Origin of the sequence: Paraburkholderia sp. USG1, from assembly GCF_031570135.1 — a bacterium.
In the GTDB taxonomy this organism is placed as follows: domain Bacteria; phylum Pseudomonadota; class Gammaproteobacteria; order Burkholderiales; family Burkholderiaceae; genus Paraburkholderia; species Paraburkholderia dioscoreae.
On record NZ_JAMWXW010000009.1, the window covers coordinates 117,326 to 134,190 of the forward strand.

Below are 16,865 nucleotides of genomic sequence, written 5' to 3' on the forward strand. Positions count from 1 at the left end.
CAAGCAAGGACATCAAATGCGTTTAGTAACCTATCAGGATCGAGCTCGTGAGCAGGCCGCACGGGCGGGCGTACTGATCGATGAGTACGTCGTCGATATTGCCAGACTCGCCGCCCATGATCACGCCGATCTTCCGGCGACCATGCTCGATCTGATCGACGCAGGGCCGCCCGCGCTCCAGCTTCTCCGAAGTCTTTGCGACATGCACAGGTACGCGTGGCCGGTCGGAGTCGCCACCTTGATCGACAATGTGAGGCTTTTGGCTCCTATCCCAAAGCCGCGCAAGAACATCTTCGGCATCGGACTGAATTACGTGGACCATGTCGCAGAGTCGAGCCGCAGCCTGGACACCGCCAGGGAAATGCCCGGCAAACCGGTCGTTTTCAGCAAGCCGCCAACCAGTGTCATCGGCCAGGGGGATGCGATCGAACACGATAGCCGGATTACCCAGCAGCTGGATTGGGAGGTTGAACTCGCCGTGGTGATCGGACGCAGCGCAAAACGCATCGATGAAGCGCAGGCGATGTCGCACGTTTTCGGCTACACGGTGATTAACGACATCAGCGCGCGGGACAATCGTCGCGCGGGGCAATGGATATTCTCGAAAGGTCAGGATACCTACTGTCCGATGGGACCGTGCATTGTGACCGCCGACGAGATCCCCGACCCCCATGGCCTTGCGCTGTCGCTCACGAAGAACGGACGCGTCATGCAGCAGGCCAACACCTCCCAGATGTATTTCAGGATTCCCGCGCTGATCGCCGACATTGCATCCGCGATGACGCTGGAACCCGGCGACATCATTGCGACGGGAACGCCTGCCGGCGTCGGCGCGGGACGCACCCCTCAGGAGTGGATGGTACCGGGTGACGTGCTGGAGGCCTACGTCGAAGGGATCGGCACGCTCCGCAATCCAGTTGTGGCGATTTAAGGACCGGATCTCATGGAAACAAACAGAATATTTCGCATTGGCCAGATCGTCCCAAGTTCGAACGTGACAATGGAGCGGGAAATTCCGGCCATGCTGCATTCGCGGGAACTGGTCGAACCAGAACGCTTCACGTTCCACTCAAGCCGCATGCGCATGAAGCAGGTGACGAAGGAAGAGCTCGAATCGATGGATCGCGACTCAGACCGATGCGCGGCAGAGCTCGCGGACGCCCAGGTCGATGTGCTCGGATATGCCTGCCTCGTGGCCATCATGAGCATGGGCCACGGATACCATCGCGTTTCCGAAGAGAGACTGACCAGCGTCGTCGAGAAGAACGGGTGCTACGCGCCGGTCGTGACGAGCGCGGGAGCATTGGTGGATGGTCTGCGCACACTCGGCGTTCAGCGTATCGCGCTCATCGCGCCGTACATGAAGCCACTGACACAAATGGTTGTCGACTATCTCGAACGGGAAGGCATCCGGGTCATGAGCCATCTTGCACTTGAGATTCCCGACAACCTCGAGGTTGGAGCCCGCGACCCGAACGCACTACGGGCCATCTACAGGCAGCTCGATCTGTCAGATGCAGACGCGGTAGTTCTTTCCGCGTGTGTGCAAATGCCTTCCCTCGCCGCGATTCAGGCCGTACAGGAGGAATGCGGCAAGCCGGTTGTTTCAGCGTCGGTGTGCACTACCTATGCAATGTTGAAGAAGCTTGGCCTGCGCACATATGTCCCTAACGCAGGTGAATTGTTGTCGGGACGTTACTAGAAGAACCTGAAGGGGCGGCCGGTACGCCCCTCATTCATATCATCTGGAGACACGTCATGAAAAAGCCTTTACTGGCATCGGGCATCCCCTGCCTGCTCACTTTTGCCTTCTCAGCCTCCGCTAGCGCGGACACCGCCGTCAAGATCGGACACGTTGCCCCGCTCACCGGTGCCATCGCTCATCTTGGAAAAGACAATGAAAATGGCGCGCGCCTCGCCATCGAAGAGATCAACGCGAAGGGGCTGCGTATCAACGGCGAGACTGTCCGTCTTGAGCTGGATCCGCAAGACGATGCAGCCGATCCGCGTACCGCAACACAGGTTGCCCAGCGACTCGTGGACGATCGCGTTGTCGCCGTTGTCGGCCACATGAACTCCGGCACTTCGATCCCGGCTTCGAAGATCTACAGCGACGCAAATATTGTCCAGATCTCGCCGTCGGCAACCAATCCGACTTACACGCTCCAGGGTTTCAAAACGACTTATCGGATGGTGGCTACTGACGCGCAGCAAGGTCCGGCGCTCGCAGCGTACGCCCGCAACAAACTGAAGGTTTCAACGGTGGCGATCGTTGACGACAGCACCGCTTACGGTCAAGGTCTTGCGAACGAATTCGAAAAGGCCGCAAAGGCCGCCGGTATGACGGTCCTGTCGCATGACGCCACAAACGACAAAGCGATCGACTTCCGGGCAATCCTGACAAAAATCAAGGGCGAAAACCCGGATGCCGTGATGTACGGCGGCATGGACGCGACTGGCGGTCCATTTACAAAACAGGCGAAGGACTTGAGCGTGCGGGCCAAAGTGCTCGGCGGCGACGGCCTTTGTAGCGAGAAACTCGCCGATCTCGCCGGTGCCGCGGTCAATAACGTGATCTGTTCGGAAGCCGGCACCGCCCTCGAGAGTATGCCGGGCGGCAGCGCGTTCCAGGCGAAGTTCCAGAAGCGCTTCGGCCAGCCTATTCAGCTATACGCCCCGTTTACTTACGACGCCGTCTACATCATCGTCGACGCAATGAAGCGTGCCAACTCCGTTGATGCGGCCAAAATCGTTGCAGCGATGCCGTCAGTCGTCTATCGCGGAGTCGTAGGGGAAACCAGCTTCGACTCAAGGGGCGATCTGAAACATGGCGTGATATCTCTTTACGGTTATAAGGACAGCAAGCGGTCCCTTATTGAAGCCGAAAGGATGTAACCGACTTCGACCAATTGGTATTGGTAATTTCGCATTACGTTAATCGCACTATTTATTTAGGCATACTATGAAAAAGACCGCGACAATCTTTTTTTTCTCGTCAGTCTCCGGCCTGGCTTTTGCCCAGTCATCCGTGACCTTGTATGGTCTGGTGGACGCCGGCGTCACCTACACCAACAACGTCCAGAGCGGTAGCTCGCACGGCGCGAACGTGCAGTTCGTGTCTGGATCCGCCCAGGGCGACCGGTGGGGCATGAAAGGTACGGAGGATATCGGCGGACAACAGCATGTCGACTTCGTGCTGGAAAATGGTTTCCAGCTGTCAAATGGGGCACTCGGTCAAGGTGGCCTGGAATTTGGCAGACAGGCCTATGTAGGATTGTCGGGGCCGTGGGGCGCATTGACGCTTGGCCGGCAATACGACTTCATCGGCGACCAGATGCCCGCCTATGCCGTCGCGTCGAATACGCCGGCGGGTCTTCTCGCATGGAGTCTGCCGGCTTATGCGGCAGGGGGATACGCATTGGATAACCGCGTATGGGGCGACCAGACCAATAACGCGGTCAAATACATGACACCTACATTTGCTGGCTTTTCAGCGGGTGCCATGTTCGGCTTTGGCAATACGCCTGGCTCCGTCGCCACGAACAGCACATCCAGCTTCATCGTCAACTATGCGAATGGACCCTTCATGGCGTCACTGGCCTATTACGGGCAACACAATGTCGCGGGCGGCGGCAACTCGCAAGAGTTCGCCGGCGGCGCCGCCTACGTCATCGGGCAAGCACGGCTATTCGGCCTGGTCACGGATGTCAGGCTGAGCGGTGGAAATCGACCACGTGCAACGACAGCGGAAACGGGTGTGACCTACCGACTGACGCCCGCGTTCCAGTTTGGAGGTGGTTTGCAATTCCAGAAACGAAACAACAATCTGGCTAGCGCAAACCAGTTGACACTGACCGCGGACTACAGCCTTTCCAAGCGTACCGACGTTTATGCGGTCGCGGCACTCGCTCATGATCATGCTTTTGGCGCACAGGTACAGGCGGCATTAGGCGACCCTTCGAGTTCCGACGTGCAGTCGGGCGTACGGGTCGGCATTCGTCACCGGTTCTGAGACACACCACGGCGTAGCCTGATTTGTTCAGAACGCGCGTGTAAGGCTGTGGGCGATTTTCGGGTCGCTCACAGCTAACGTGAACCCTGGCCTCGCCGGATATCATCCCGTTTGCGATCCTCCAAACATGAAACTCCAATCAGATGGTCCAGCTGTAAGCACAGTTCGAACCGCCGCATCCAACAGGTGGCCGAGCGACTGCCGCACATCCCGGCGGCAGGAAGAGTCGACCAGCCAACCTGCGCGGCTCCAAGACCTCCATGTGAGTCGGGATAAAGACATTTCGCCACTATTCCGCACCAATTCGCCCTACAAGCTATTACTCGGCGTATGTATGCAAATATTCTTATCGTACGTTTTCTGTTCCGGCGAGATTGACACGCTCTAGTGCCCTCACAACGCAAATGACTAATCGTGGCGTCCACATGATGCCGACCCGACGCCCGCCGGCAATACGCAGCAAGCCCCCACCAAACGGCCAACCCTCGATCCTATGAGGGCAATTTTGATTTGAATCAATGTTGGTTCAAGTTTCATCCGACGACAATGGCAGGCAAAGCCCCCTCGCGGCAATGAGATGCCAAAGGCGCCTCGGGAGTCCGGGCTTTTCAACTACAAGTCGGGGGTTCAACCTTCCGGTTCGTGCCCGTCGGGCTCCAGGGTCGGAGAAAACGATGTCGGACAAGGCAGATGCTGGACTGCGGGGCAACCCGTCGCGCGAGGATTCCATTCACACCGAGGAAAGCTTCCGCCTGTTAGTCGAAGCAATCGACGACTACGCGATCTTCATGCTGGACGAATCAGGCAACGTCGTGAACTGGAACGCCGGTGCACGGAAAATGAAAGGGTACGAGGTCGATCAAATTGTCGGCCGCCACTTCTCGGTCTTTTACACGCCGGAGGACGTAACAGCAGGCCAGCCCGATCTTCTGCTCGCCGCGGCGGTCGCGCAAGGCAGAGTGGTCAGCGAGGGCTGGCGGGTCCGCAAGGACGGTTCGAAATTCTGGGCGAACGTTGTCATTACAACCATTCGCGCCCCTTCCGGCGACCTCCACGGTTTTGCAAAGGTGACGCAAGACCTGACCGAGCGAAAGCGGCTGGAAGAATTCGAACAACTCAGGGCCTTAGCCGCGCACATTCAGGCCGTTCGCGAGGAAGAACAGATCCGCATCGCCCGCGAACTTCATGATGACATCGGGCAGCAACTCACCGCGCTCAAGATGGCACTTGCCGATCTCGAAAGCGTTCTTCGCGGTAACGGAGCCATCGCCGCGCGGACCTCGGCTCATACGGCGGACATGCATCATCTGATCGACGCGACTGTCGCCTCGCTAAGGCGAATCGCAGCCGGATTGCGTCCCATCATGCTGGAAACGCTAGGGCTCACGCCGGCACTCGAATGGCTCATCGACGATTTTATGCAGCGGTACGACATCGCCGTCGAAGCACGGATCGAGACCGATGACATGAGGCTGAGCGAGGCGGCTGACGAAGGCCTGTTCCATGTCGTCCAGGAAGCACTGACCAATGTGGCCCGGCATGCACATGCCGACAAAGTGACGATCGATCTGGCGCGCGACGGCAAAACCTGTGTATTGCGCGTCGCGGACAACGGACGGGGAATGACGCCGGCGGCGCCTCCGCGCCCGACCTCTTTCGGCCTGCTGGGCATGCGTGAGCGGGTTCATCACCTGAATGGCGCAATGTCGATCGACAGCGCACCCGGCTGCGGTTTTCGTCTCACCATCATCTTTCCACTGGACGCCGTGGAACGGAAGCCGCCGGACCCGGACGCAGTCGCATAATTGCGGATTCCGCCTCTCAGAAGAGACGTGATCCGAATCCTGGGTAAATTCAGGCGGACAGAATGCCGATCACATGCGACGGCGCCGCATATTCCATTCGTATCTATGCCATCATGACCGGCGTGGTGAAAGTGAGATGCCGCGTCCGGCATCGCTCACTTCGGCACACTGCCTGATGACGTCCGTATGTATACGCCTGCCCGGCATTCTCGCTACAATCGCGTCACCGGTCGGGTCGCCGCGGTGCTCGCAGGTGCCTTGTTCAATTCCGCCGGATGATCCACTCAAACCATCATGGAACGCGCTCCTGAAGAATACGATCCCGAAGGGGCCGACCCGGTAGTCGGGCCGTCCAAACCACGGCTGTTCGGCGTGCTGGGGCCCGGCCTCATCGCCGGCGCCTCGGACGACGATCCAAGCGGCATCGCTACTTACAGTCAGGTTGGCGCCGGGTTCGGCTACGGCCTTTCGTGGACGCTGCTCTTCAGCTACCCCCTCATGGTGGCGATCCAGATCATCAGCGCGCGAATCGGGCGCACCACAGGGCATGGCATTGCAGGCGTGCTGCGGCGGCACTATCCGGGTTGGCTGCTGCAATGGGTTGTGGTGCTCCTGCTCATTGCCAACATCATCAATCTGGGTGCCGACCTGGGTGCGATGGCCGATGCAATGGCGCTTTTGCTGCCGGGCCCAAAGTGGCTATATGTGCTGCTGTTCTCGACGATCTGCGTGAGCATGCAGTTACTGCTGCAGTACACACGCTATGTCGCCGTGCTCAAATGGTTCACGCTGTCGCTGTTCGCCTATTTCGCGGTGCTCGCGGTGGTGCATATCGACTGGGGCCAACTCGCGCGTCACTTTTTCGTTCCCCACCTGCACTGGACATCGAACTATCTGACCGCGGTCGTCGCTGTCTTCGGCACGACCATCAGCCCCTACCTCTTTTTCTGGCAATCCGAACAGGAAGTCGAGGATATGAATGTCCATCCGAGACGCCAGGACCTGTTCGACGCGCCGCAGCAGGGACCGGCCGCGCTGCACCGGATTGAAGTCGATACGGTAGTGGGTATGGGCTTGTCCAACCTGGTGGCGCTCGCCATTCTGGCCACCACGGCCGCCACGCTTAACGTCGGCGGCATTACCGATATCCAGACTTCGGCACAGGCGGCCCAGGCGCTGCGCCCGATAGCCGGCTCGTTCGCGGCGCTTTTCTTCACAACCGGAATCGTCGGGACGGGATTGCTGTCCGTACCCGTGCTGGCCGGGTCGGCCGCCTACGCGATCGGTGAAGCACGCGACTGGCCGGTCGGCTTCACCCGCAAAGTGCAGGAAGCAAAGGCGTTTTACGCCACGATCGCGATTGCCACCCTTGTCGGGATGATCGTGAATTTCACCTCGGTCAACCCGATCAAGGCGCTTTACTGGAGTGCCGTGGTCAACGGCGTGGTCGCCGTGCCGGTCATGTTTGTCATGATGCTGATCGCCTCGCGCGCGGATATCATGGGCCGCTTCGTCGCGGGCGGCAGCCTGCGCATACTGGGCTGGCTCGCCACCGCGGTCATGCTGCTGATCACCCTGGCGATGGTGGCAACTTCGTTCTGACCGTGCGTCGACCCTGCGGTTGCCGTCGGGAGCCGACCGGCAACCGGGGACGGCGAACTCAATCCTGCCCCGCCATGCTGCGAAGTTTCGCCGGATCCAGCACCGTTATGAGCCTTGGTCCCTTGCGGCGCACCGCCTCCTGGGTCTCCAGAACATGCAGGCCGCGGCTGACGGATTCAACTGACAGGCCAAGGTAATCGGCAATGTCATGCCGGGACATCGGCAGCATCACTTCTCCCTCGATGCGCCCCTGCTCCGGGTAGGCGTGCTGAATCCAGATCAGAAAGCTGGCCAACCTGGCTGGCGCATCATTTTTCGATACGGTTATCGTGTGATGTTGCGAGCGCCGTAGTTCATGGCATAGTTTGCAGAGCAGTCCGATGTCCAGACGCGGATCGCGTTCAAGAATCTCCGCGAGCGCCTCGACCGGTATCCGGTACGCGACAAGGGGCGTGAGCGATTGGGCGGTCGCCACATAGGCGCCGTTTTCGCTGAGCCCCATCAGATCCCGCGGAAATAGAAAGGCGGTAATCCGCTTGTCTCCGTTCGGCAGCAGTTGATAGGTTTCCGCGACTCCGCTAACGATGTTGTAGGCGAAACGCGCATCACCGCCTTCCGGATAAAGCACCGTATGCCGCCGGACCGTGACGAGCCGCGAAATGGCGATCAGCGCGTCCTGTTCGGATGTGGATAGCAATTCGACTGCCGTGCCGTCGCCGTGCCGCTGGAATGGCACCGCAAAAATCGAAGGCCTGTAGCGAGATGCAGCGGGTAAGTCATCCTTCATGATGTTCTTTCTTTCGAGGTTTGTCTTCTCAGGAAAGCCGGTTCGGCAAGCGTTCGCCAAAACCGGGCAGGCCGGTACGACTTCAGCGGCGCTGTGGGCCGTCAGGCAGGCAAATTGCAGCACCAATGGTCACGCCAAGACTAAAGGAAGGTCCGGCCCTTCCGTTGATCTGCCTCAAGCAGGTCATATAGCGTGGCCTGTGGCAACCAGCAGCGCACATCGCGACTCGAACCCCTAACGCGCACCCGCGGCAATTTATATCACAATCACATATAATCACCCGGCAGCAGTCTCGCGCCTGCCTATTGAAACTTTCGCGCCACCGCACGAACTCTCACACGACTCGACCCGATCTTGCCTCGCTCCGCCGTCACTCGCTGGCTCGCCCGCCGCGTGCCGCCGCCCATCGCCCTTGCGTGGAAGGAGCGGTTGCGTTCGTGCGTCGGCGCATTGGTAGGCATTGCGTTCACCGGGGCCGTCACGCATCTGCTGCTGGGTTCGAGCGGCAATATCCCGTTGCTGGTCGCGCCTATGGGCGCTTCGGCCGTGCTGCTGTTCGCGGTGCCGGCGAGTCCGCTTGCGCAGCCGTGGTCCATCATCGGCGGCAATCTCGTTTCGGCGACGGTGGGCGTTGCCTGCGCGAGCTGGGTCGGCGATCCGCTACACGCCGCGCCGCTCGCCGTCGCCGCCGCGATCTGCGCCATGTTCGCGCTGCGCTGCGTGCATCCGCCGTCTGGAGCGGTTGCGCTCACGGCGGTGTTGGGCGGCCCGGCCGTGCATTCGCTCGGCTACCGCTTCGTGCTTGAGCCGATCGCGCTTCAGTCCGCGGCGCTCCTCGGCGCCGCAATCGTGTATCACGCCGTCACCGGCCACCGCTATCCGCACTCGGCACGGCAAATCGCAAGCGAATCGGACCCGGCCGCTCAACCGCGGCCTGGATTCACGCGCGCGGATCTCGACGCCGTGCTCAAACGGCAAAGCGAACTGCTCGACATTGCCCCCGACGACCTCGAATCCCTGCTGCGCGCCTTGCAGTTGCAAACCTACGCGCGCAGTTTCGACGAGCTCACCTGTGCGAGCATCATGTCGCATGGCGTGATCACCGTGTCGGCGCACACGCGGGCGGCAACCGCATGGAGCATTCTGCAACGCCACGGCGTGAAGGCGCTTCCGGTCACGAACGAGGAAAGGCACGTGGTCGGAATCATCACGCGGGCCGACCTCGGCGGTGGCCGGCAACCAGGCGTGCTCGCCAGGCTGCGGCACCTGCTGCTCGGCCTGCGCCGCGCCAGCGAGCCTACCGTCGGCACGCTGATGACCACCCACGTCCGCACGGTCGACACCACCACGCCTATCGCGGACCTGGTGCCGCTCTTCGCCGACTTTGGACACCACCACATCCCGGTGCTCGACAGCCGAACGAGGCAACTTGCGGGAATGGTGACTCAGGCGAATCTGATCGCCGGGTTATACCGCCAGCCCACCACGCCAACGCGAGCGTCGCAGCGCGCGGCCTGAAAAGTCATCCCGATTCCATTAGGCGTCGCCACATCCAAATACATCATGTTGTGATATAAATGACGTTTCTCTCATGCAAGCCCCAATGAAAACCCAACGCCGCGAACTGGAAAAGTCCGATTTCGAGCAGTTGTCCGAGTTCCGCTATCAGATGCGGCGATTCGAACGCTTCTCGGAACAGGCAGCGCAAACCGAAGGCATCACGCCTTTGCAATATCTGCTGCTTCTGCACATCAAAGGCTACCCGCAGCGGGACTGGGCGACCATCGGCGAACTGGCCGAACGGCTGCAGGCCCAGCATCACGGCGTCGTGGCGCTGGTGTCGCGTTGCGAAGCGCTTGGCCTCGTCAAACGCAAAGTCAGCGAGACCGATCGCCGCCAGGTGGAAGTGCACCTGCAAAAGCCCGGCGAAAAGACGCTGGCCAAACTGGCAACGCTGCACCGTGCCGAACTGAAGTCGCTCGAAGGCGCGTTCAATGTGCCGCAAATCGACCGCTAGTGCGCGGCACGCCGCTCACTGGCTACTCACCTCAACATTGCCTCGATCATGACAGCCGATACCCATAAGCGCGACTTCGCCGAAAACCGCCGGCTGCCCGGCATCGCTTTGCTGGCAGCGGGCATCGGCGTCATCAGCACGCTGGCTGCTTTCGTGCTGCTGAATCTGATCCACCTGTTCACGAACCTGTTTTTCTTCGGCGAGCTTTCCTTCGCGGAACGCTCGCCGGCGCAGAACACGCTCGGCGCCTGGGTCGTGCTGGTGCCGGTGGCGGGCGGTCTGATCGTCGGACTGATGGCGCGCTTCGGCTCGGAGAAAATTCGCGGCCACGGCATTCCGGAAGCCATTCTGTTCGGCAAGAGCCGCATGTCGCCGAAGGTAGCGATCCTCAAGCCGCTGTCCTCCGGCATCGTGATCGGCAGCGGTGGGCCATTCGGCGCGGAAGGCCCCATCATCATGACGGGCGGTGCCTTGGGTTCGCTGATTGCGCAGTGCGTACGCGTGAGCGCCGCGGAGCGTAAAACGCTGCTGGTCGCCGGCGCCGCGGCCGGCATGACCGCGGTGTTCGGCACGCCGGTCGCGGCAGTGCTCCTCGCGGTCGAGCTGCTGTTGTTCGAATGGCGGCCGCGCAGCTTCTTGCCGGTCGCGCTCGCCTGTGCGGTGGCGGGTTTCGCGCGCGGCGCCCTGTTCGGCGCGGGACCGTTGTTTCCGCTCGAAACGGTGCCGCCTGGCGCGCTCTCGCTGTTCACCTGCGTGATTGCCGGCTTACTCTCGGGAGCGCTGGCAGCAGGCCTATCCGCCGCGCTCTACAAGACCGAAGATCTGTTCGGCAAACTCAGGATCCATTGGATGTGGTGGCCCGCGCTCGGCGGACTCGTGGTCGGCATTGGCGGGTTTATCGAACCGCGCGCGCTCGGCGTGGGCTACGACGTCATCGGTGATCTGCTGCATTTGCATCTGGCCTTGCAGGTTGCGCTTGCGTTGCTGCTCGTCAAGGCCGTCATGTGGGTCGTCGCGCTCGGCTCGGGTACGTCGGGCGGGGTGCTTGCGCCATTGCTGATGCTGGGCGCCGGTCTCGGCGTGGTGTTGAGCCATCTGATGCCGGGCAACGATCCGGCGCTGTGGCCGCTCGTGTGCATGGCGGCCACGCTCGGCGCGACGCTCGGGGCGCCGCTGACCGCAATCGTGTTCGCGTTCGGCCTGACGCATGACAGCAACGCGTTATTGCCGCTACTCGCCGCAACGCTGGTCGCACACGGCTTCGCGACGGTCGTGATGCGCCGCTCGATCATGACGGAGAAAATCGCACGCCGCGGATATCACATCTACCGCGAATACGGCGTCGATCCGCTGGAGCGCCATTACGTCGACGAAGTCATGACACGCGACGTCGAAACGATAGACGCACACTCGACAATCGACGAAACGCTGGCGCGGTACTTCGGCCCGCTGCAAACGCATCGCGCGTATCCCGTGATTCGGGACGGCGTGTTGACCGGGGTTATCGATCGCACGGCTCTCGAACGCATGAGTACCGCTCCCGACCGCGAGGGCGCCGCGACTACCTTGCTCGAACTGATGCAGACGCGCGCGTCCGTCGTCGCCTTGCCCTGCGAGACTTGCCGGCTCGTTGCAACGCGTCTCGCGGTCCATGGCCTGGAACGCATGCCCGTGGTGGACGACGTGAACACGCGGCGAATCGTCGGCATCGTGTCGCGCAGCGATCTGGTGAAGCCGTCGCTCGCGCATTTCGACGAAGAGCATAAGAAGGAGCGCTTCCGGCGTCTCGGCACGCGCGCCGCGAAGCGTCGCCTTTCGCCGCTCCGCCGCACCGGCTGACATGAATCGGGAAGCGCGGTATCGATCCACACTGCGTAGGAAAACGTAAATCACAGATTTTTCCCGCAACGTTTTCCATCATTTCATCCGACCCGATCGGCAATTTCCCAAGCCAACCTCACCCGAATAGACAGGAAACAACGGATTCCCAAGCTGAACATTTATTGAGACATACAGACGTGCAATGATCGCCGCCGGTCCAGCAAGACGCACTGTGACTCTGCGTGAGCAGACGCTTTGGCAACGCCGCAGCCCCCGCGCTTTCATTCCATCAATATGACCAATTTTCTGTTCGATCTCTTCTCGAACCTGGCTTTGCTGGGCTTCGTGCTGGCCGCATGTCGTCTGTGCAATCGCCGCATCCCCGGCGCTCCGCTCAATGGTTCGCATATCTTCGCCGCGTTGGCGTGCATCGCATTCGTGCTCGATGCCGCGCTGACCTTTCTGGTGTTCGCCGACTCGCAGAACCGCTACGGCCACCTCAGCACATCAATGGCGTTCTTCGAGCGCGCCTGCGCGTACTGGCTTGCGATCATCGCCGCGCTCGCCTGGCGTCGTGCGGCGCGCCGCTCGCGCCACGCGAAAGTCTGTAGTAGCGAACCCCTCGTCATCCACACTTCGCCGTATTCCAAATCGCATCTACCCATGTAAGGCAGAACAATCGCCACCGTTCGAATGCCCGCGCCAGGCGGCTGACTTTTACCATCGGACAAGCGGTCATGGCAACGGGAACGGTCCTTGCGCATGCGCGCGCCGTCGCCTATAACTTCCGAAGACCGAGTGTTACCGTTTGCGCCCGTCGCCGGGCATTTGCCGCTGTATTGCACCACCGCAGTCCAATCAGTCGAAGGCAACAACCCAACGAGGAACATCTTGGATCTCGAAACCGTACGCGTCTTCATCATGACCCGAGGCATCGACCTCGGCACCAAGGTCGTCGGGGCGATCGTCTTGTGGATCGTCGGCCGTTGGCTCATCGGCATGATCACCGGTTTGCTGCGTAAGGTGTTGTCGCGCAACGGCCGGGTCGATCCCACGCTGGCGCATTATCTCGGCTCGATTCTCGGCGCATTGCTGAACCTGCTCCTGATCCTCGCAATCCTGCAGGTGTTCGGTGTACAAACCACTTCGTTCGCCGCGTTGCTCGCCGGCCTCGGCCTCGCCATCGGCACCGCCTGGGGCGGCCTGCTTGCTCACTTCGCCGCGGGCGTATTCATGCAGGTGTTACGGCCGTTCAAGGTCGGCGATTTCGTCACCGCGGGCGGCGTTACCGGCACGGTCTCGGAACTGGGTCTGTTCGGCACCACCATCGTGACGCCGGACAACGTGACGACTATCGTCGGCAATAACAAGATCTTTTCCGACACGATCTCGAACTACAGCCTCCTGCCCGTGCGCCGCGTGGAGCTGACGGCGAAGATCGCCAACGGCGTCGATCCGACAGATGCGATGAACCGGTTGAAAGCGGCCGTCATGCAGATTCCGAACGTGGCCGAAAGTCCCGCACCGGACATCGAAGTGCTGAGCTTCACGCCGGAAGGCCCGCTGCTTTGCGTGCGGCCCTATGCGCACAATGAGAACTATTGGCAGGTCTATTTCGACACCAATCGCGCGATCATCCAGACGTTCAAGGAAGCAGGCTACCCGACGCCGGAAACGCCGCTGGCGCCGCGTGCGGTGAGCTGAGTGTTGTCGGGTAACGGGAATCGCGCCCGGCGGAACGACGCGGCTTTATCGCGTCGTCAATTGTCAAATTCATGAGATTCACAAGTACAAAGCAAAAACGGCGTCGTTCAGATTCACGACGCCGTTTTTTCATGTGGCTAAGTATTGCGGTGAAACGTCAGCGGCTATCTGCATTCGGCGCTTTCTTGCGCATCATCTTCCACAACGCGCCGAGCACGACCGGCACCACCGCCGCGCCGATACCCACCAGCACGATCACATTCAGATACTGGCGGATAAACGGAATGTTGCCGAAGAAATAACCGAGCAACGTCAGCAGCAACACCCAGAAAAGCGCGCCGACAAAGTTGAACAGCTGGAACCGGCTCACGGTCATTTCAGATGCGCCCGCAACGAACGGCGCGAAGGTGCGCACCACCGGAATGAAACGCGCCAGCACGATGGTTTTGCCGCCATGCTTCTCATAGAAATTGTGGGTCTTCTGCAGTGCGCTGCGATCGAGAAAGCGTTCGAGAAAAGGAATGTGCGAATTGAACACCCGCGGCCCGATGGCTCGCCCGATCATATAGTTGACGGTATTGCCGCTAATGGCCGCCACGAGCAGCAACACGATCAGCAAACCAATGTTCATTTCGCCGGTCGCGCAAAAAGCGCCGCCGATGAACAGCAGAGAATCGCCCGGCAAAAACGGCAGAACCACCAGCCCGGTTTCGCAGAACACGATCAGAAACAGCACCGCGTAGACCCAGGCGCCGTACACGTGAATAAAGTCTCCGAGGAACTTGTCGATGTGCAAGACAAGGTTGACGAAGTGTAGCAACGTGTCCAAAGAGAATCCTTTATTAAGCGAATGTGACGGTGGCGAAAACGGCCATACCAGCGGACCCGTTAGCGAGGGCGGCAAGCGCTCACTCGCCGCCGGAAATTGACCGCGTCATGATACAGAAAGTGCCCGGCGGCATTTAAAAATCTCCCGCGCTCCGGGGCGCTTGCGCGCGCCGCGAGCTCGCCGCGCCGAATCGCTATAATTTCGCCATGTCCGAATTCTCCGAAACGCCTGCCGACCTCGACGCCGCGCCCGCGGTCTCCGCCGCAGCGCCCGCGTTGCGCCCGTTGCGCGCGATCCAGCCCCTTCCCGATCAGCTGATCAGTCAGATCGCCGCCGGCGAAGTGGTCGAGCGGCCCGCCTCGGTCGTCAAGGAACTGCTGGAAAATGCGCTCGACGCGGGCGCGCAGTCGCTGCGCATCCTGCTCGACGAAGGCGGCGTCAAACGCATCTCGATCACCGACGACGGCTGCGGCATCCCCGAGAACGAACTCGCGCTGGCGCTGATGCGTCACGCAACCAGCAAAATCCGCTCGCTTGCCGAACTGGAAGCGGTCGCTACGCTGGGGTTCCGCGGCGAGGCGCTGGCCTCGATCGCCTCGGTCGCGCAGATGACCATCACGAGCCGCACGGCCGACGCGGCGCACGCGGTGCGCGTGGATGCGCAAACGGGCGTGCTGAGCCCCGCAGCCGGCACGCAGGGCACCACGATCGAAGTCCGCGAGTTGTACTTCAACACACCGGCGCGCCGCAAATTTCTGAAGAGCGAGCAGACCGAACTCGGCCATTGTCTCGAACAGATCCGCCGCGCCGCGCTGGCGCGGCCGGATGTCGCGATTTCGGTGCTGCATAACGGCAAGGCGGTCGAACACTGGAACGCCAGCGAGCCTCCCGTGCGGGTCGCGAAGATTCTCGGCGACACGTTCGCCACGGCCCATCTGCCGCTCGACGAATCCGCGGGACCGCTTGCCGTCTATGGTTGCGCGGGTCTGCCGACCGCGAGCCGCGGGCGTGCCGATCAGCAGTATTTCTTCGTCAACGGCCGCTTCGTGCGCGACAAGCTGCTCACGCACGCCGTGCGCGCCGCTTATGAAGACGTGCTGCATGGCGAGCGCTATCCGTCCTATGTGCTGTTCCTCGATCTGCCGCCTGAGGCAGTAGACGTGAACGTGCATCCGTCGAAAATCGAAGTGCGGTTCCGCGATTCGCGCTCGATCCACCAGTTCGTCTTCCACGCCGTGCAGCGCGCGCTGGCGCGGCATGCGGGCGCCTCGCCGGAAACGACGGCGGGCGGGCATGCGGCGCATCTGGAGCCGTCCGTCGGCGGGCCGGCTTCGTTTGGCGCGACGCCGCTGGGCGGCGCGGGCGTCGGCTTCGGTGCTGGCAACGGTGCAGGCGGCCTCGGTGGCGGCTTGGGTGGCGCATCGGGCGGCGGCTTCGGATCGTCGTCGCAGCAGCCCGGCAATACCTGGATGCGCCAGGCGCGCATGACGCAAGGCACGCTGCCGGTTGCCCAACCGCTCGCGTTTTACGACGCGCTCTTCGGCCGCAAAGAGACGAACGCGGGCACGGCCGAAGGCGCCACGCTTTTCGAGGCGCGCGATTCGGCCGCCGAAGCACCCTCGCCGTACAACGCGTCCGCACCCTACCCGGCGCCCGCTTTCCATGCCGCCGACGAGCAACCGCTCGGCTTCGCGCTCGGCCAGATCCACGGCATCTATGTGCTGGCGCAGAACGCGCACGGTCTGGTGATCGTCGATATGCACGCCGCGCACGAGCGCATTCTGTACGAGCAGTTCAAGAATGCGCTGGCCGATCGCACGATTGCCGTGCAACCGCTGCTGATCCCGCAGTCGATGCAGGCCGACCCAATCGAAATCGGCACGGTGGAAGAAGAACGCGACACGCTCGACGCACTCGGCTTCGATCTCGCCGTGCTGTCGCCGACCACACTCGCCATCCGCGCCGTACCGGCGCTGCTGAAAGACGCCGATCTGCAGGCGCTGGCGCGCGCGGTGCTCTCCGACCTGCATGCATTCGGCGGCTCGCGCGTACTGACCGAACGTCAGCACGAACTGCTCGGCACGCTCGCCTGCCATCACGCGGTGCGCGCTAACCGGCGTCTGACGCTCGACGAAATGAACGCGCTGCTGCGTCAGATGGAGGCCACCGAGCGCGCCGATCAATGCAATCACGGACGTCCCACGTGGTATCAGTTGACGCTGTCCGATCTCGATCGGCTGTTCATGCGTGGTCAGTGACGTGACGCCGCTGCAACGCGCGCCGGGTTG

14 protein-coding genes are annotated in these 16,865 nt (G+C 61.4%); 12 read left to right on the top strand and 2 right to left on the bottom strand.

Features of this window, described 5'->3' with window-relative positions; translation table 11 throughout:
- The first annotated feature begins 16 nt into the window (after positions 1-16).
- From NE850_RS14385 to NE850_RS14410, 6 genes are all read left to right on the top strand, one after another.
- A complete protein-coding gene (locus tag NE850_RS14385; RefSeq protein WP_165184470.1) occupies positions 17-931 on the top strand; it encodes a fumarylacetoacetate hydrolase family protein in 915 nt (304 codons plus the stop codon).
- Positions 932-943: 12 nt separating this feature from the next.
- Positions 944-1,702 (top strand): aspartate/glutamate racemase family protein, encoded by a 759-nt coding sequence (locus NE850_RS14390; RefSeq protein WP_165184468.1) that lies wholly within the window; start codon positions 944-946, stop codon positions 1,700-1,702.
- A gap of 56 nt (positions 1,703-1,758) precedes the next feature.
- A complete protein-coding gene (locus NE850_RS14395) occupies positions 1,759-2,895 on the top strand; it encodes a branched-chain amino acid ABC transporter substrate-binding protein (protein WP_165184466.1) in 1,137 nt (378 codons plus the stop codon).
- Between the two features lie 67 nt (positions 2,896-2,962).
- Positions 2,963-4,012 carry a porin gene (locus NE850_RS14400; protein WP_165184463.1) on the top strand — a complete coding sequence of 350 codons (1,050 nt, stop codon included), beginning with the start codon at positions 2,963-2,965 and terminating at the stop codon, positions 4,010-4,012.
- Positions 4,013-4,686: 674 nt separating this feature from the next.
- Positions 4,687-5,817, top strand: a complete 1,131-nt coding sequence (locus NE850_RS14405) for a PAS domain-containing sensor histidine kinase (protein ID WP_165184461.1) — start codon at positions 4,687-4,689, stop codon at positions 5,815-5,817.
- 294 nt (positions 5,818-6,111) lie between these two features.
- Positions 6,112-7,419, top strand: coding sequence for an NRAMP family divalent metal transporter (locus tag NE850_RS14410; RefSeq protein ID WP_007179180.1), 1,308 nt, complete (start codon positions 6,112-6,114; stop codon positions 7,417-7,419).
- A gap of 58 nt (positions 7,420-7,477) precedes the next feature.
- On the opposite strand, the gene NE850_RS14415 is transcribed toward NE850_RS14410, so the two are convergent.
- A complete protein-coding gene (locus NE850_RS14415) occupies positions 7,478-8,329 on the bottom strand; it encodes a Crp/Fnr family transcriptional regulator (RefSeq protein WP_232064240.1) in 852 nt (283 codons plus the stop codon).
- A gap of 231 nt (positions 8,330-8,560) precedes the next feature.
- On the opposite strand from NE850_RS14415, the gene NE850_RS14420 reads away from it, so the two are divergent.
- The 5 genes from NE850_RS14420 (at position 8,561) to NE850_RS14440 (ending at position 13,748) form a co-directional block, all read left to right on the top strand.
- A complete protein-coding gene (locus NE850_RS14420; protein ID WP_165184458.1) occupies positions 8,561-9,724 on the top strand; it encodes an HPP family protein in 1,164 nt (387 codons plus the stop codon).
- Positions 9,725-9,809: 85 nt separating this feature from the next.
- Entirely contained in the window at positions 9,810-10,223 is a 414-nt protein-coding gene (locus NE850_RS14425) for a MarR family winged helix-turn-helix transcriptional regulator (RefSeq protein ID WP_165184456.1), read from the top strand.
- 48 nt (positions 10,224-10,271) lie between these two features.
- The gene (locus NE850_RS14430) at positions 10,272-12,062 is read left to right on the top strand and encodes a chloride channel protein (protein WP_310698879.1); all 1,791 of its coding nucleotides are present in this window, start codon (positions 10,272-10,274) and stop codon (positions 12,060-12,062) included.
- Positions 12,063-12,338: 276 nt separating this feature from the next.
- Complete coding sequence (locus tag NE850_RS14435) at positions 12,339-12,713, top strand: hypothetical protein (RefSeq protein ID WP_165184451.1); 375 nt, start codon at positions 12,339-12,341, stop codon at positions 12,711-12,713.
- A 222-nt stretch (positions 12,714-12,935) separates the two neighbouring features.
- On the top strand, positions 12,936-13,748 hold the full coding sequence (locus NE850_RS14440) for a mechanosensitive ion channel family protein (protein ID WP_007179186.1): 813 nt from the start codon (positions 12,936-12,938) through the stop codon (positions 13,746-13,748).
- 157 nt (positions 13,749-13,905) lie between these two features.
- On the opposite strand, the gene NE850_RS14445 is transcribed toward NE850_RS14440, so the two are convergent.
- Positions 13,906-14,577 (bottom strand): DedA family protein, encoded by a 672-nt coding sequence (locus NE850_RS14445; protein ID WP_007179187.1) that lies wholly within the window; start codon positions 14,575-14,577, stop codon positions 13,906-13,908.
- A gap of 206 nt (positions 14,578-14,783) precedes the next feature.
- Between NE850_RS14445 and mutL the strand changes: the two genes are divergently transcribed.
- Positions 14,784-16,835: a DNA mismatch repair endonuclease MutL gene (gene mutL / locus NE850_RS14450; RefSeq protein ID WP_310698880.1), complete on the top strand. Its 2,052-nt coding sequence runs from the start codon at positions 14,784-14,786 to the stop codon at positions 16,833-16,835.
- Positions 16,836-16,865: the final 30 nt, after the last annotated feature.

Coding starts and splice junctions, on each gene's coding strand:
- NE850_RS14385 (WP_165184470.1), top strand. CDS start 17: ATGCGTTTAGTAACCTATCAGGATCGAGCTCGTGAGCAGGCCGCACGG.
- NE850_RS14390 (WP_165184468.1), top strand. CDS start 944: ATGGAAACAAACAGAATATTTCGCATTGGCCAGATCGTCCCAAGTTCG.
- NE850_RS14395 (WP_165184466.1), top strand. CDS start 1,759: ATGAAAAAGCCTTTACTGGCATCGGGCATCCCCTGCCTGCTCACTTTT.
- NE850_RS14400 (WP_165184463.1), top strand. CDS start 2,963: ATGAAAAAGACCGCGACAATCTTTTTTTTCTCGTCAGTCTCCGGCCTG.
- NE850_RS14405 (WP_165184461.1), top strand. CDS start 4,687: ATGTCGGACAAGGCAGATGCTGGACTGCGGGGCAACCCGTCGCGCGAG.
- NE850_RS14410 (WP_007179180.1), top strand. CDS start 6,112: ATGGAACGCGCTCCTGAAGAATACGATCCCGAAGGGGCCGACCCGGTA.
- NE850_RS14425 (WP_165184456.1), top strand. CDS start 9,810: ATGAAAACCCAACGCCGCGAACTGGAAAAGTCCGATTTCGAGCAGTTG.
- NE850_RS14430 (WP_310698879.1), top strand. CDS start 10,272: ATGACAGCCGATACCCATAAGCGCGACTTCGCCGAAAACCGCCGGCTG.
- NE850_RS14435 (WP_165184451.1), top strand. CDS start 12,339: ATGACCAATTTTCTGTTCGATCTCTTCTCGAACCTGGCTTTGCTGGGC.
- mutL (WP_310698880.1), top strand. CDS start 14,784: ATGTCCGAATTCTCCGAAACGCCTGCCGACCTCGACGCCGCGCCCGCG.